This window comes from Streptomyces ruber (assembly GCF_014648075.1).
In the GTDB taxonomy this organism is placed as follows: Bacteria; Actinomycetota; Actinomycetes; order Streptomycetales; family Streptomycetaceae; genus Streptomyces; species Streptomyces ruber.
In genome coordinates, this window is record NZ_BMQK01000006.1 from 101277 (window position 1) to 116339 (window position 15063).

Below are 15063 nucleotides of genomic sequence, written 5' to 3' on the forward strand. Positions count from 1 at the left end.
GGTCACCCTAAGCGGCTCCGGTCCCCGCGGCCTCGGCCGGCCCGGCGAGCCGCTCCGGGTCCGACAGGATGTACATCCCGTCGACCATGCCGTCCCGCACGGTGAAGCCGACGACCGACAGCGGTCTGCCGTCCACGACCGTGAGCGTGCCGATCCCGCCGTTGACCCGCACGAGACGCGCGTGCGGCGACAGCGAGCGGTAGAGGAAGGCCTGTTCGGCCACCGGCCGCCTGCCCTTCAGCACTCTGGACGCGGCCGTGCCCGTGGCGAGTGCCCCGGCGTCCACCCGCAGCACCACCTCGGGATGGAGCACCGCCAGCAGCGCCTCGAAGTCACCGCCGCGCGAGGCGGCGAGGAAGGCCTCGACGGCCTCCCGCTGCCGGGCCGGGTCGGGCTGCGGGGCGGGCCCGGCGTCCCGCACCCGGCGCCGGGCCCGGCCGGCGAGCTGCCGGGTCGCCGCCGGAGAGCGGTCCAGGACGGCCGCTATGTCGTCGAAGGGCACGCCGAACATGTCGTGCAGCACGAACGCGAGGCGTTCCGCGGGCCGCAGCGTGTCCAGCACCACCAGCAGGGCGAGCCCCACCGAGTCCGCGCGCAGCGCCTCCTGCTCGGGGTCGGCGCCGTCCAGGGGGCCGACGACCGGGTCGGGCAGGAAGGTCCCGTACCCGTCCATGGGCTCCTCGCGGCGGGTGCGCCGGGCGCGCAGCATGTCCAGGCAGATCCGGCCGGTCACGGTCGTCAGCCAGCCGCCCAGGTTGCGCACGTCGGTCAGGTCCGCGCGGCTGAGCCGCAGCCATGTCTCCTGCACCGCGTCGTCGGCCTCGCCGAGCGAGCCCAGCATCCGGTAGGCCACCGCCCGCAGGTGCCCCCGGTGTTCCTCGAACCGCCCGGCCAGCACCTCGTCGTCCGCCATGTCCCGCTCCCCCGTCGTCGTTCAGCGGCCGAACAGCTCGAACGAGACGGCGGGTCTCCCGCCGAAGCGCGCCCCCACCGTCCGGGCGTACCCGGTGAGGAACTCACGGCAGTAAGTCTCCGGGTCCTCGTCCGTCAACGCCGTGATGTAGGTTCGGTGTTCGAGCAGGGAGCGTACCGCGCGCTCGAGTCCCGGCGTCGCGTCCACGGCGTGCGTGGGCACCGGGGAACCGGCGACGGCGACCCAGCGCACCCCGTCCCACGGCTGAAGGCCCTGCTCGGCGAGGTCCGGGAAGATCCACCGGTTGCCGGCGTCGGCGGCCGCGTCGAGCGTGGCGCGTCCGACGGCCACGTGGTCCGGGGTGTTCCAGGCGGTGCCGCCCCAGGTGTCGCGGTGGTTGATCGTGACGACCAGCTCGGGCCGGTGCCTGCGGATCGCTGCCGCGATGTCCCGGCGCAGCGCGGTGCCGTACTCGACCACGCCGTCCCGGTGGCCGAGGAACTCCACCTCGCACACGCCCACCACGGCCGCGCTCGCCCGCTGCTCCCGTTCGCGCAGCGGGCCGCACTCGGCGGGAGCCAGCGTGTCGATGCCGGCCTCGCCGCGGGTGGCGAGGACGTAGGCGACCTCACGGCCGGCGTCGGTCCAGGCGGCGATCGCCGCGGAGCAGCCGTACTCGAGGTCGTCCGGGTGGGCGACGACCGCGAGGGCGCGCCGCCAGTCCTCGGGCATGGGCGCCAGCGGTTCGTTCGTCGGAGTCGGAACGGTCATGCTCCGCACCCTAGCCCGCCCCACCGACAGCCCGCCCCGCCGGCGACGTGCCCTCGTGCCGTCCGGTCCCGGGCCGTCAGACCTCGTCGCGTGCCAGCGCCAGCAGCCGGTCCAGGACGCGCGGTCCGGACGCCCGGACGCCGTCGTGCTCGTACTCGTCCGTGACCCAGGTGCGCAGGCCCCGGATCGCGCGGGCCGTCCGCAGCGAGTGCTCCGTGTCGACGTACATGTCGTCGTGGTAGACGGCCGCCGCGACCGGCACCTCGTTGGCCGCGAGCCGCTCCGCGTCGTACAGCGGCGTCCAGTCGGTGCGCGCGGCCAGGTTCTCGGCGGTCTCGCGCAGCGGGCGCAGCGCCGGGTCGACCTCGAACTGCCAGGGGAACATGGTCTCCCCGGTGAGCAGCACCGGCCGGTCCTCGGTGAGCGCCTTGGCCGCGTCGAACTCCGGGAACTCGGCGCGCACGCGCTCCGCGGACCAGGCCGTGGGCCGTTCGTCCTGACCGTAGACGGACTCGTGGACCAGCGCCCACAGCGGGTGGCCCGCGAACGACAGGACGCCCTGGACCTCCTCCTGGAAGGCGTCGGACAGGGCGGGCCCCTGCGGGGTGGGCACGAAGGCGTCCTCCAGGAGGTAGTGCAGCCGGTGGCTGCCCTCGCTGCCGCCGAGCACGTTGCCGAGGGACTGGAACGCCTCCACGGTCAGCCGGTAGCCGTTCGGCAGCACGACGTCGTGGGCCAGCAGGTGTTCGGCGACGCGCCGGACCCGCTGCACGTCCTGCGGGTAACGGGCGTAGTGGGCGGCGACCTTGCGTGCGATGCGCGGGTAGGCGGCGCGGTAGACGTCGTCGGCGTGGGCGTCCAGGGAGGGCAGACCGCCGGTGATCACCGCGGTGTTCAGCCCTTCGGGCGCGAGGGACAGGTAGGTGACGGTGCAGAAGCCGCCGAAGCTCTGCCCGAGGACGGTCCAGGGGGCGCCGCCGGTGACCTCGGGGCGGATGGCCTCGCAGTCGCGGACGATCGAGTCGGCGCGGAAGTGCGTGAGGTAGGCGGCCTGTTCGGCCGGGCCGCCGCGCAGCGGGAGCGTCTGGCGGTTGGCGGGCGTGGAGGCCCCGGTGCCGCGCTGGTCGAGCATGAGGACCCGGAACTCCTCCAGGGCGCGGCCGAGCCAGGCCTGCCGGCCGATGAACCGGTTGGCGCCGAAGCCGGGTCCGCCCTGGAGGTAGAGCAGCCACGGCAGGTCCTGGTCCGCCTTGTCGCATCCGACGATCTCGCGCGCGTAGAGCTCGATCGTCTCGCCGGACGGGTCGGCGTGGTCGAGGGGCACGGTGAACCGGCGGTCGGTGAGGACGACTCCGGGCTGGCGGTAGCTGGCGGTCAACGGAAGCTCCTGGGAGGACGGTCTGCGGGCCGTGCCCCAGTTGACCACACGTTCTCCGGCGCGCGGAGCCCGGGATCGGCGCTCGTGCGCGACGTGCCCCGCCTCAGCGTGCCGCCAGGCTGGAGCGCCGCACCACCAGCTCCGGCTGGAGGACGACCCGCCGGTGCTCGTGCGCCCTGGGCGACTCCTCGGTCCGGGTCTCCTCCAGCAGCAGTCCGGCGGCGAGGGCGCCCAGGGTGACGGCGGGCTGCCGTACGGAGGTGAGGGGGACGGCCGCGGCGGCGGCGAACTCGATGTCGTCGTAGCCGACGATCGCGAGGTCGTCCGGCACGCTCACCCCGGCCGAGAACATGGCCTGCAGCACGCCGAGCGCCAGCAGGTCGTTGGCGCAGAACACGGCCGTCGGGCGGTCGGCGAGACCGAGCAGCCGGGCGCCGGCGTCGCGGCCCGCGGCGACGTCGAGCCGCTCGGTGGGGAGCTCGCGCAGGGCCTCGGGGCCGAGGCCGGCCTCCGCGAGCGCGTTCAGGGCGCCGGTGCGGCGGTCGCGGACCTGGTTGAGGCCGGGCGGTCCGCTGACGTACGCGACGGACCGGTGCCCCGCGTCGACCAGGTGCCGTACGGCGAGCGCGCCGCCCGCCACGTCGTCCACGGACACCGAGCACTCGGTGGTGCCCTCGGCGACCCGGTCGACCAGGACGAACGGGATGCCGTGGCGGCGGAACGCGTCGATGTTGCGGCCCGTGGCGTCGGCGGGGGTGAGCAGCACGCCCCGCACGCGCTGCTCGGCGAAGAGCGAGAGGTACTCGGCCTCCTCGCCGGGGCTCTGCGCGCTGTTGCAGACCATCACGCCGAGGCCGGCCTCGCGGGCGGCGCGCTCGGCACCGCGCGCGACGTCCACGAAGAAGGGGTTGCCCATGTCGAGGACGAGCAGGCCCATGATGCGGCTGCGGCCGGCCCGGAGCTGCCGGGCGGACTCGCTGCGGACGTAGCCGAGCCGGTCGATCGCCGAGAGCACGCGCGCGCGGGTCTCCGACGCGACCGTCTCCGGACGGTTGATCACGTTCGACACCGTGCCCACGGAGACTCCGGCGGCGCGGGCGACGTCCTTGATACCCACCGACTGGGCCATCGGGCAGGAACCTCCGAGGGGGCTTGAGGAGCGGCGGGTGCGCCTTCACATTACCTTCCGCACCTCACCGGTTCATGCGGGCAGCGCGAAGTCCACGACGTGCGGGGCGGAAGGCGTGGTGCCGCTGGACCTCTCCTGCTACAGCACCGACAGCACGTTGTCCTGCGCGACGCGTGTCTCGTCGACGACGACCTCGCCGAAGGCGTTCAGGCCCGCGGCGACGCCGTCGTACAGCAGACGTCAGTCGGTGTGCCCGGAGGCACTGGACGCTCCGGCTATGCGGCCGAAGGGCAGGACGGCGTAGGCGTGGTCGTACTTGTCGAGGACCAGCCTGGTGCGCTGGGTGGAGTCGAGCGGGACCGGTGTCTCCGTCTTCCGCCAGGTGCCGGAGGCGGTCCGGCGGAGGGGGAAGGCGCGGCCGTTGCGAGTGCGGTCGGCGGCGTAGTCAGGCCACCGGGCAACAGCCCGACGGAGCCACCACCGACGACGATCCGCTGACGAACCCGCTGAACAGATCACGAAACCGCACTGGAGTAGTAGGAGCTGTTGTTGTTGACCAGGCCGTCGTAGGAGACGAAGGAGACGGCCCGGGTGTCGAGCGTGGTGCGGCCGGTGCGGGTGACCGACGGCCCCGGGGCGGCCGCCCGGGCGGTTCCGGCGCGGGCCGGGGCGGCCGCGGTGCCCAGCAGGACGGCCGCCGGCGAGGTGCGTCTCTGCATCAGGACTCCTCGTGGGCGGGCTCAGGCGAGGTGGAACACCTCGGTGAGCGGTTTCATCGCCTCGTCGGGTCTGGCGCCGTCCAGCGACTCGAAGAACGGCGCCATCTCCGCCTGCCAGCGGGCGTTGACGTCGGTGGCCTCCATCGCGGCCTGCGCCGCCGCGAAGTCCTCCGTCTCCAGGTAGCCCACCAGCAGGCCGTCCTCGCGCAGGAAGAGCGAGTAGTTGTGCCAGCCGGCGGCCGTCAGCGCCTCGCGCATCTCGGCCCACACCGGGTCGTGCCGCTCGCGGTACTCGTCGATGCGGTCCTCACGGACCTTCAGCAGAAAACACACGCGCTGCATCGCGCACCCACCCGTCTCAGAAGTCGTGGTCGTCGATGTTGCCGGCGTCGAACACGGTCGGCTTGCCGAGGTCGATCACGCCGTCTGCGCCGATCGTGTACTCGCCCATGCCGCCGGCCGTGAACGTCTCGCCCTCCCTGCCGGTGATCTGCCCGGAGGCGAGGGCGACGGCGGTGCGCGCGGCCAGCTCGCCGAGCTTCGCCGGGTCCCAGAGCTCGAAGGCCTCGACGGTGCCGTCCTTGACGTAGTTGCGCATGTCGTTGGGGGTGCCGAGGCCGGTCAGCTTGACCTTGCCCTTGTACTTGGAGCCGGACAGGTACTGGGCGGCCGCCTTGATGCCGACGGTGGTCGGGGAGATGATCCCCTTCAGGTCCGGGAACTCCTGGAGCAGGCCCTGGGTCTGCTGGAAGGACTGCTGGGCGTCGTCGTTGCCGTACGCGACCTCGACCAGTTTCATGTCCTTGTACTTGGGGTCCTTCAGCTCCTCCTTCATGTACTCGATCCAGGTGTTCTGGTTCGTCGCGGTCTGCCCGGCCGACAGGATCGCGATCTCGCCCTTGTAGTCGATCTGCTCGGCGAGCAGCTGCACCTCGGTGCGGCCGAGGTCCTCGGCGGAGGCCTGCGAGATGAAGGCGTTGCGGCAGTCGGGCTTGGTGTCGGAGTCGTAGGTGACGACCTTGATGCCGTTCCGCATGGCCTGCTTCAGCGCGGTGCACAGGGCGCCGGGATCCTGTGCGGACACGGCCATCGCGTCGACCTGCTGCTGGGTGAGCGTGTTGACGTAGGAGACCTGCCCGGCGGTGTCGGTGGCGCTGTTCGGGCCGACCTCCTTGAAGGTGGAGCCGAGCTCCTTCACGGCCGTCTCGCCGCCCTTGTCGGCGACCGTGAAGTAGGGGTTGTTGACCTGCTTCGGCAGGAAGCCGATGGTCAGGCCCTTCTTGGTCTCCGCGTCCGGGTCGGCCTCGCCGGCCGCGGCGGCCGGCCCGCCCTCGTTCTCGACGTCGCTCTTGGTGGTGCCGCCGCAGGCGGTGGCCGCGAGGGTGAGGGAGGTGACGGCGGCGAGGGCCGCGCAGGCACGGCGTGTCGACGACTTGCGCATGACGGGAACTCCTTGACGAGGGGGACGGGCGGGGCGGTGGCTCACGCGGCCGGTGTGGGTGCCTCGGGCGCCGGCGGTCCGGCGGAGGCGGCCCTGCGCCCGGCCCTCGCGACGGAGATCTGGCGCCCGACCCGGGGGCCGAGCACGGAGACGACGAGCAGGACGCCGGTGACGACGATCTGGGACTGCGCGGAGACGTTGAGCAGGCTCATCACGTTCTGCAGCGAACCGAGCAGGAAGACGCCCGCGATCGCGCCGCCGAGCGTGCCCTTGCCGCCGTCGAAGTCGATGCCGCCGAGCAGGACGGCCGCGACGACGGAGAGTTCGAGCCCGGTGGCGTTGTCGTAGCGGGCGCTGGCGTAGTGCAGCGCCCAGAAGACACCGGTGAGGGAGGCCATCAGGCCGGTGAGGACGAACAGGACCAGCTTCTGCCGCTTGACGCGGACGCCCGCGAACCGCGCCGCCTCCTCGCTCGCGCCGATCGCGAACAGCCTCCGCCCGAACGGGGTGGCGTGCAGCGCGACCACGGCGATCGCGAGCAGCACGAGGAAGGGCAGGAAGGCGTACGGGACGAACGTGTCGCCGATGCGGCCGGCCGCGAAGTCGAGGTACCGGGCGGGGAAGTCGGTCACCGCGTCGGAGCCGAGCACGATCTGCGCGATGCCCCGGTAGGCGGCCATGGTGCCGATGGTGACGGCGAGGGAGGGCAGCCCGAGCCGGGTCACCAGCAGACCGTTGACCAGCCCGCACACCACGCCCAGCAGCAGGCAGACGGGAATGATCGCCTCGATGGCCATGCCCTGGTTCCACAGGGCGCCCATCACCGCGCCGGACAGGCCGGCCGTGGAGGCGACCGAGAGGTCGATCTCGCCGGAGACCACCAGCATGGTCATCGGCAGCGCGATCAGCGCGATCGGCAGGGTGTTGCCGATCAGGAACGACAGGTTGAGGGCGTTGCCGAAGCCGTCGACGAAGGAGAACGACAGCAGCAGGACGACGATCAGCAGGGCGCCGACCGCTGTGTCCCACCTCATCGAGGCGGACCAGCGGACGGCGCGCGCGAGGGAGGTGTCAGCCACGGCGGGCGCTCCTCTTCTTCAGCTTCTCCAGTGTTCTGGCCACGCGCAGGGCGACGATCCGGTCGACCGCGATGGCGAGGATGAGCAGGACGCCGTTGATGGCCAGCACCCATACGGAGCTGACGCCGAGGGCGGGCAGCACGCTGTTGACCGAGGTCAGCAGCAGCGCGCCGAGGGCCGCGCCGTAGACGCTGCCGGAGCCGCCGGTGAAGACCACGCCGCCGACCACGACGGCGCTGACGACGGTGAGTTCGTAGCCGTTGCCGGTGCCGGAGTCGACGTTGCCGAAGCGGGCCAGGTACAGCGCGCCGGCGAGCCCGGCCAGGGCGCCGCAGAAGGTGTACACGGCGAGGATGCGCTTGCGGACCGGGATGCCGGCGAGCCGGGCGGCCTCCGGGTCGGAGCCGAGCGCGTACAACTCGCGTCCGCCGCCGAAGTGTTCGAGGTAGTACGCGGTGGCCACCAGCACGGCCAGCGCGATCAGCGCGAGCCACGGCACCGCGGAGACGCCGCCGGAGCCGAAGCCGACGAAGCCGCCGGGCAGGTCGGCCGCCGTGATCTGCCGGGAGCCGACCCAGATGGAGTCGATGCCGCGGATGATGTACAGCGTGCCGAGGGTGACGACGAGCGCGGGCACCTGGCCGAGGCTGACGAGGAGCCCGTTGAGGAGGCCGAAGCCGACGCCCGTCAGCACCGCGAGCAGGACGGCGACGAGCGGGTTGCCGCCGCCCTGGAGGTAGGTGCCGGTGGCGAAGGCGCTGATGCCGAGCGTGGAGCCGACCGACAGGTCGACGTTGCGGGTCATGACGACCAGGGACTGGCCGGTGGCGACGATCACCAGGATGGTCGCGTTCAGCAGCAGGTCCTTGATGCCCTGCTCGGAGAGGAACTCGCTGTTGCCGAGCTGGGTGATGACGATCATCACCAGGAAGACGGCGAGGATGGCGAGTTCGCGCATCCTGAGGACGCGGTCGACGAGCCGCGTGCCGCTGGACTTCGGCGCCTCGGAGACAGGGGTCGGGTCGGTGGCGGTCACCGTCATGCGGCGGCCCTCCCGGTGGCCGCGGCCATCACCGTCTCCTCGGTCGCGTCGGCGCGGGGGATCGCGGCGGTGACGCGGCCCTCGTGCATCACCAGCACCCGGTCGGCCATGCCGAGGATCTCGGGCAGGTCGGAGGAGATCATCAGGACGGCCACCCCGTCCGCGGCCAGCTGCGACAGCAGCCGGTGCACCTCCGCCTTCGTGCCGACGTCGATGCCCCGGGTGGGCTCGTCGACGATCAGCACCTTGGGGCCGGTGGCGAGCCACTTGGCGAGGACGACCTTCTGCTGGTTGCCGCCGGACAGCGTGGACACGGTGTCGGCGATCCGTGCGTACTTCACCTGGAGCTTGACGGCCCAGTCGAGGGAGCGGCTGCGCTCGGCACCGCGGTCCATCAGGCCGGCCTTCACCGTCGTACGGAGTCCGGTGAGACCGATGTTCCGCTCGATGGACATGTCCATCACCAACCCCTGGGCGCGGCGGTCCTCGGGGACGAGGGCGAGGCCCGCGGCCATGGCGGTGGAAGGGGCGCCGTTCGTGAGCGCCTTCCCGTCGACCTCGACCTCGCCCGCGTCCCAGCGGTCGATGCCGAAGACGGCCCGCGCGACCTCGGTGCGGCCGGCGCCGACGAGCCCGGCGAGACCGACGATCTCCCCGCGCCGCACCTCGAACGAGACGTCGGTGAACACGCCCTCACGGGTCAGCCGGCGCACGCTCAGCGCGACGGCGCCCGCCTCGACCTCCTGCTTCGGGTACAGCTCGGCCAGGTCGCGCCCGACCATGCGGCGCACCAGGTCGTCCTCCGTCATGCCCGCCAGCGGTTCGCTGGAGACGAACGCGCCGTCCCGCAGGGTCGTCACCCGCCGGCAGATCTCGAAGATCTCCTCCAGCCGGTGGGAGATGAAGAGGACGGCGGCGCCCTGGTCGCGCAGGGTGCGCACGACGCCGAAGAGGCGGGCCACCTCGCTGCCGGTGAGGGCGGCGGTCGGCTCGTCCATGACGAGGACGCGCGCGTCGAAGGAGAGCGCCTTGGCGATCTCGACGATCTGCTGGTCGGCGATGGACAGGCCGCGTGCCGGGCGGCCCGGGTCGAGTCCGACGCCGAGCCGCCGCATCAGCTCCAGGGTGGCGGCGTACGTGGCCTTGTGGTCGATGCGGCCGAGGGCCCGCTTGGGCTGCCGGCCCATGTAGATGTTCTCGGCGATCGACAGGTCGGGGAAGAGCGTGGGCTCCTGGTAGATCACGGCGATACCGGCGTCGCGGGCGTCGGCCGGGCCGTGGAAGACGGTGGGCTCGCCGTCCAGCAGCACCTGGCCGGCGTCCGGGCGGTGCACCCCCGCAAGGGTCTTGATGAGGGTCGACTTGCCCGCGCCGTTCTCTCCCGCGAGGGCGTGCACCTCACCGGGGAACAGCTCCAGGGACACGTCCCGCAGGGCGCGGACCGCGCCGAAGGACTTGGAGACGTCCCGCAGTGCCAGCACCGGGGCCGGACCCGTGTCGGACGGGTGGGTCATGAGGGCTCCTCGACGACGCCGACGGACGACCGCGCGTGGCCCTCACGACGTCGTGAAAGGTTTCAAGTGGGATGGCCGGGACGTTAGAGTCGCGCCGCCGGTCGCGTCAATGGGTCCGTATCGAAAACTGTCGATCACTTGTCGCGGAGACAAGCCCGCAGAAGAGTCGTCGACGGCAGTGCGCGCGGGAGGGGTTGACAGCCTTTCAGCAGGCTCCTAGCTTCGGCATCTGAATCGTTTCAGAACCCTTGTTCCCAGTACCCAGTCCACAGGAGCACTGAAGTGACCGAGCTCGCCGCGGTGAAGTCCGCCCTCAAGACCCAGGCCGTCGAGACGCCGTCGTGGGCGTACGGGAACTCGGGGACCCGCTTCAAGGTGTTCGCGCAACAGGGCGTCCCCCGCACACCCCAGGAGAAACTGGAGGACGCGGCGAAGGTGCACGAGTTCACGGGCGTCGCGCCGACCGTCGCCCTGCACATCCCGTGGGACAAGGTCGACGACTACGCCGCGCTCGGCAGGTTCGCCGAGGAGCACGGCGTACGGCTGGGCGCGATCAACTCCAACACCTTCCAGGACGACGACTACAAGCTGGGCAGCGTCTGCCACCCGGACGCGGCCGTGCGCCGCAAGGCCGTCGGCCACCTGCTGGAGTGCGTCGACATCATGGACGCGACCGGTTCCACGGACCTGAAACTGTGGTTCGCCGACGGGACCAACTACCCCGGCCAGGACGACGTCCGTGACCGGCAGGACCGGCTCGCGGAGGCCCTGGCCGAGGTGTACGAGCGGCTCGGCGAGAACCAGCGGATGCTGCTGGAGTACAAGTTCTTCGAGCCCGCCTTCTACACGACGGACGTCCCCGACTGGGGCACCGCGTACGCCCACTGCCTCAAGCTCGGGCCGAAGGCGCAGGTCGTGGTCGACACCGGGCACCACGCGCCCGGCACCAACATCGAGTTCATCGTGGCGACACTGCTGCGCGAGGGGAAGCTCGGCGGGTTCGACTTCAACTCCCGCTTCTACGCGGACGACGACCTGATGGTGGGGGCGGCCGATCCCTTCCAGCTGTTCCGGATCATGTACGAGGTGGTGCGCGGGGGCGGGTTCACGCCCGACGTCGCGTTCATGCTCGACCAGTGCCACAACCTGGAGGCCAAGATTCCGGCGATCATCCGCTCGGTGATGAACGTGCAGGAGGCGACGGCCAAGGCGCTGCTGGTGGACCAGGAGGCGCTGGCCGCGGCTCAGCGGGGTGGGGATGTGCTGGGTGCCAATGCCGTGCTGATGGACGCGTTCAACACGGATGTGCGGCCGTTGCTTCGGGAGGTGCGGGAGGAGATGGGGTTGGACCCCGATCCCCTGGGGGCGTACTCGCGGTCCGGGTGGGGGGAGAAGATCGTGGCTGAGCGGATCGGAGGGCAGCAGGCGGGGTGGGGGGCCTGAGCATCCGCCCGGCTCTTCCCTCCGGCGACCGCGGGCCGTATGCGGCTGGTCGCGCAGTTCCCCGCGCCCCTTATCCAGGCGCCTTCCGCACCCTTCCAGACAAGGACCGATGACACCATGGCACCCCACCCCGAAGCCTCCGCTCTCCTCTCCCGCTCCCACCGGCTCGGCTCCGACCCCCGCAACACCAACTACGCCGGCGGCAACGCGTCCGCCAAGGGCACCGACACCGATCCCGTGACCGGCGGTGACGTCGAGCTGATGTGGGTCAAGGGGTCGGGCGGCGACCTCGGCACGCTCACCGAGGCCGGGCTCGCCGTGCTGCGGCTGGACCGGCTGCGGGCGCTCACCGAGGTGTACCCCGGTGTGGAGCGCGAGGACGAGATGGTGGCCGCGTTCGACTACTGCCTGCACGGCAAGGGCGGTGCGGCCCCCTCCATCGACACCGCGATGCACGGCCTCGTGGACGCGGCCCACGTGGACCATCTGCACCCGGACTCCGGGATCGCGCTCGCCTGCGCCGCCGACGGCGAGAAGCTGACCGCCGAGTGTTTCGGCGACAGCGTGGTGTGGGTGCCGTGGCGCCGGCCCGGCTTCCAGCTGGGGCTGGACATCGCGGCCGTCAAGGAGGCCAACCCGCAGGCGATCGGCTGCATCCTCGGCGGGCACGGCATCACGGCGTGGGGCGACACCGCCGAGGAGTGCGAGCGGAACTCGCTGCACATCATCCGTACCGCCGAGCGGTTCCTCGCCGGGCGGGGGAAGGCCGAGCCGTTCGGACCGCTGCTGGCCGGGTACGGCCCGCTCGACGAGGACGGGCGCCGGGAGCGGGCCGCCGCGCTGGCGCCGTACGTGCGGGCGATCGCCTCGCAGGACAGGCCGCAGGTCGGGCACTTCACCGACACCGACGTCGTGCTCGACTTCCTCGCGCGCGCCGAGCACCCGCGGCTCGCCGCCCTCGGCACCTCCTGCCCCGACCACTTCCTGCGCACGAAGGTCCGGCCGCTCGTCCTGGACCTGCCGCCGTCCGCCCCGCTGGAGGACGCGGTCGCGCGGCTCACCGAGCTGCACGCCGAGTACCGCGCCGAGTACGCCGCCTACTACGAGCGGCACGCCGAGCCGGACTCCCCCGCCATGCGCGGCGCCGACCCGGCGATCGTGCTGATTCCGGGTGTCGGCATGTTCAGCTTCGGCAAGGACAAGCAGACCGCGCGGGTGGCGGGCGAGTTCTACGTCAACGCGATCAACGTGATGCGGGGCGCCGAGGCCGTCTCGGCGTACGCGCCGATCGAGGAGTCCGAGAAGTTCCGCATCGAGTACTGGGCACTGGAGGAGGCCAAGCTCCAGCGGATGCCCGAGCCGAAACCGCTCGCGACGCGTGTGGCGCTGGTGACGGGAGCGGGCAGCGGGATCGGGAAGGCGATCGCGCACCGGCTGGTGGCCGAGGGCGCGTGCGTCGTCGTCGCGGACCTGAACGCCGAGGGCGCCGCGGCGGTCGCGGAGGAGCTCGGCGGCCCCGACAAGGCCGTCGCGGTGACCGTCGACGTGACGGACGAGGAGCAGATAGCGGAGGCGTTCAAGGCGGCCGTGCTCGCCTTCGGCGGTGTCGACCTCGTCGTCAACAACGCGGGGATCTCCATCTCCAAGCCGCTGCTGGAGACGACCACGAAGGACTGGGACCTCCAGCACGACATCATGGCCCGCGGTTCGTTCCTGGTGTCGCGGGAGGCCGCCCGGGTGATGATCGCCCAGAAGCTCGGCGGCGACATCGTCTACATCGCGTCCAAGAACGCCGTGTTCGCCGGCCCGAACAACATCGCCTACTCCGCCACCAAGGCCGACCAGGCCCACCAGGTCCGGCTGCTCGCCGCCGAGCTGGGCGGGCACGGCATCCGGGTCAACGGCGTCAACCCCGACGGCGTGGTGCGCGGTTCGGGCATCTTCGCGGGCGGCTGGGGTGCCCAGCGGGCCGCCGTGTACGGGGTGGAGGAGGAGAGGCTCGGCGAGTTCTACGCCCAGCGGACCATCCTCAAGCGGGAGGTGCTGCCGGAGCACGTCGCCAACGCGGTGTTCGCGCTGACCGGCGGGGACCTGACGCACACCACCGGTCTGCACGTCCCGGTGGACGCGGGCGTCGCCGCCGCGTTCCTGCGGTGACGGGAGCGACGGCGTGACGGACGTGAAGTCGTACGCCGCGGTCGACCTCGGCGCGTCCAGCGGGCGCGTCATGGTCGGCCGCGTCGGCCCCGGCTCCCTGGAGCTGACCGAGGCCCACCGCTTCCCCAACCGGCCGGTCCGGGTGCCCGAGGGGCTGCGCTGGGACGTGCTCGGGCTGTACGCCGGTGTGCTGGACGGGCTGCGGGCGGCCGGTGTCCGGTGCGGTGGACGGCTCGACTCCGTCGGCATCGACGGCTGGGCCGTGGACTACGGGCTGCTGGACGCGGACGGGGCCCTGCTCGGCAACCCCGTGCACTACCGGGACGGCCGGACCGAGGGCGTCGCGGAGAAGGTGTGGGCCGCCGTGCCCGCCCCCGAGCTGTACGCGTCGACCGGTCTGCAGTACGCGCCCTTCAACACCCTGTACCAGCTGGTCGCGTCCGGACCGACGGCCCAGCTGGCACAGGCGCGGCGCCTGCTGCTCGTCCCAGACCTGCTGGCGTACTGGCTCACGGGCGAGCAGGGCACCGAGCTCACCAACGCCTCCACCACCCAGCTCGTCGACCCGCGCACCCGCGACTGGTCGTACGACGTGGCGGCCCGCCTCGGCATCGACCTGGCGCTGTTCCCGCCGCTGCGGCAGCCCGGCGATCCGGCCGGTGTGCTGCTGCCACGGGTGCTGGAGGAGACCGGGCTGACGGGCCCGGTGCCGGTCACGACGGTCGGTTCGCACGACACCGCGTCGGCGGTGGCCGCCGTCCCCGCGGCCGGTGAGCGCTTCGCGTACATCTGCACCGGCACCTGGTCCCTCGCCGGTCTGGAACTGGACGCGCCCGTGCTCACCGAGGCGAGCCGGGCGGCCAACTTCACCAACGAGCTGGGGCTGGACGGCACCGTCCGCTACCTGCGCAACATCATGGGGCTGTGGCTGCTCCAGGAGTGCGTACGGGAATGGGGCGCCCCGGACCTCGGGGAGCTGCTGCGCGCGGCGGACGCGGTGCCGGCGCTGCGCTCGGTGGTGGACGCGGGCGACGCGGCGTTCCTGGCGCCCGGCGGGATGCCCGGGCGGATCGCTCGGGCGTGCCGGGCGTCGGGGCAGCCGGTGCCCGGCACGCCCGCCGAGATCACCCGCTGCATCCTCGACTCGCTGGCCCTCGCCCACCGCCGGGCGGTCGCGGAGGCCCAGGAGCTCGCCGGTCACCCCGTGGACGTGGTGCACGTCGTCGGCGGCGGCGCCCGCAACGAGCTGCTGTGCCGGCTGACCGCCGACGCCTGCGGGCTGCCGGTGGTGGCGGGCCCGGCGGAGGCGGCGGCGCTCGGCAACGTCCTCGTTCAGGCCCGCGCCCAGGGCCTGGTGGGCGACCGCGCGGAGATGCGCGCCCTGCTCGCGCGCACCCAGCCGCTGAAGCGGTACGGACCCCGGGGGGACGCGGCGCGGTGGGACGAGGCACAGGCCCGGCTCGCCGGACCGTGAACG

General features: G+C 72.4%; 13 protein-coding genes and 1 pseudogene. 3 read left to right on the forward strand and 11 right to left on the reverse strand.

Annotated features, from left to right (window positions below; all coding sequences use genetic code 11):
• Window positions 1-7: 7 nt before the first annotated feature.
• The 11 genes and pseudogenes from IEZ04_RS16025 to IEZ04_RS16075 all read right to left on the reverse strand — a co-directional run bounded on the left by IEZ04_RS16025 (window position 8) and on the right by IEZ04_RS16075 (window position 9986).
• The gene (locus IEZ04_RS16025) at window positions 8-913 is read right to left on the reverse strand and encodes a sigma-70 family RNA polymerase sigma factor (RefSeq protein WP_189217545.1); all 906 of its coding nucleotides are present in this window, start codon (window positions 911-913) and stop codon (window positions 8-10) included.
• Between the two features lie 21 nt (window positions 914-934).
• Window positions 935-1684: a PIG-L deacetylase family protein gene (locus tag IEZ04_RS16030; RefSeq protein ID WP_189217546.1), complete on the reverse strand. Its 750-nt coding sequence runs from the start codon at window positions 1682-1684 to the stop codon at window positions 935-937.
• Between the two features lie 76 nt (window positions 1685-1760).
• Window positions 1761-3062 (reverse strand): alpha/beta fold hydrolase, encoded by a 1302-nt coding sequence (locus IEZ04_RS16035; RefSeq protein WP_189217547.1) that lies wholly within the window; start codon window positions 3060-3062, stop codon window positions 1761-1763.
• 103 nt (window positions 3063-3165) lie between these two features.
• Complete coding sequence (locus IEZ04_RS16040) at window positions 3166-4191, reverse strand: LacI family DNA-binding transcriptional regulator (protein ID WP_189217548.1); 1026 nt, start codon at window positions 4189-4191, stop codon at window positions 3166-3168.
• A gap of 72 nt (window positions 4192-4263) precedes the next feature.
• Window positions 4264-4638, reverse strand: a pseudogene (locus tag IEZ04_RS16045) (Tat pathway signal sequence domain protein); the annotation flags it as partial.
• Window positions 4639-4706: 68 nt separating this feature from the next.
• Window positions 4707-4910, reverse strand: a complete 204-nt coding sequence (locus IEZ04_RS16050) for a hypothetical protein (RefSeq protein ID WP_189217549.1) — start codon at window positions 4908-4910, stop codon at window positions 4707-4709.
• Window positions 4911-4931: 21 nt separating this feature from the next.
• Window positions 4932-5252, reverse strand: a complete 321-nt coding sequence (locus tag IEZ04_RS16055) for an L-rhamnose mutarotase (RefSeq protein WP_189217550.1) — start codon at window positions 5250-5252, stop codon at window positions 4932-4934.
• A gap of 16 nt (window positions 5253-5268) precedes the next feature.
• Complete coding sequence (rhaS, locus tag IEZ04_RS16060; protein ID WP_189217551.1) at window positions 5269-6351, reverse strand: rhamnose ABC transporter substrate-binding protein; 1083 nt, start codon at window positions 6349-6351, stop codon at window positions 5269-5271.
• 41 nt (window positions 6352-6392) lie between these two features.
• Window positions 6393-7430 (reverse strand): ABC transporter permease, encoded by a 1038-nt coding sequence (locus IEZ04_RS16065; RefSeq protein WP_189217552.1) that lies wholly within the window; start codon window positions 7428-7430, stop codon window positions 6393-6395.
• On the reverse strand, window positions 7423-8472 hold the full coding sequence (locus IEZ04_RS16070) for an ABC transporter permease (protein WP_189217553.1): 1050 nt from the start codon (window positions 8470-8472) through the stop codon (window positions 7423-7425). The genes IEZ04_RS16065 and IEZ04_RS16070 overlap by 8 nt, the downstream gene beginning before the upstream one ends.
• Complete coding sequence (locus tag IEZ04_RS16075; protein WP_189217554.1) at window positions 8469-9986, reverse strand: sugar ABC transporter ATP-binding protein; 1518 nt, start codon at window positions 9984-9986, stop codon at window positions 8469-8471. The genes IEZ04_RS16070 and IEZ04_RS16075 overlap by 4 nt, the downstream gene beginning before the upstream one ends.
• A gap of 282 nt (window positions 9987-10268) precedes the next feature.
• On the opposite strand from IEZ04_RS16075, the gene rhaI reads away from it, so the two are divergent.
• From rhaI to IEZ04_RS16090, 3 genes are read left to right on the forward strand one after another with little or no spacing between them, the layout of a single operon-like run.
• On the forward strand, window positions 10269-11429 hold the full coding sequence (gene rhaI / locus IEZ04_RS16080; protein WP_189217555.1) for an L-rhamnose isomerase: 1161 nt from the start codon (window positions 10269-10271) through the stop codon (window positions 11427-11429).
• Window positions 11430-11468: 39 nt separating this feature from the next.
• Window positions 11469-13586 carry a bifunctional aldolase/short-chain dehydrogenase gene (locus tag IEZ04_RS16085; RefSeq protein WP_268245669.1) on the forward strand — a complete coding sequence of 706 codons (2118 nt, stop codon included), beginning with the start codon at window positions 11469-11471 and terminating at the stop codon, window positions 13584-13586.
• A gap of 22 nt (window positions 13587-13608) precedes the next feature.
• Window positions 13609-15060 carry a rhamnulokinase gene (locus IEZ04_RS16090; RefSeq protein ID WP_189217712.1) on the forward strand — a complete coding sequence of 484 codons (1452 nt, stop codon included), beginning with the start codon at window positions 13609-13611 and terminating at the stop codon, window positions 15058-15060.
• Window positions 15061-15063 lie beyond the last annotated feature (3 nt).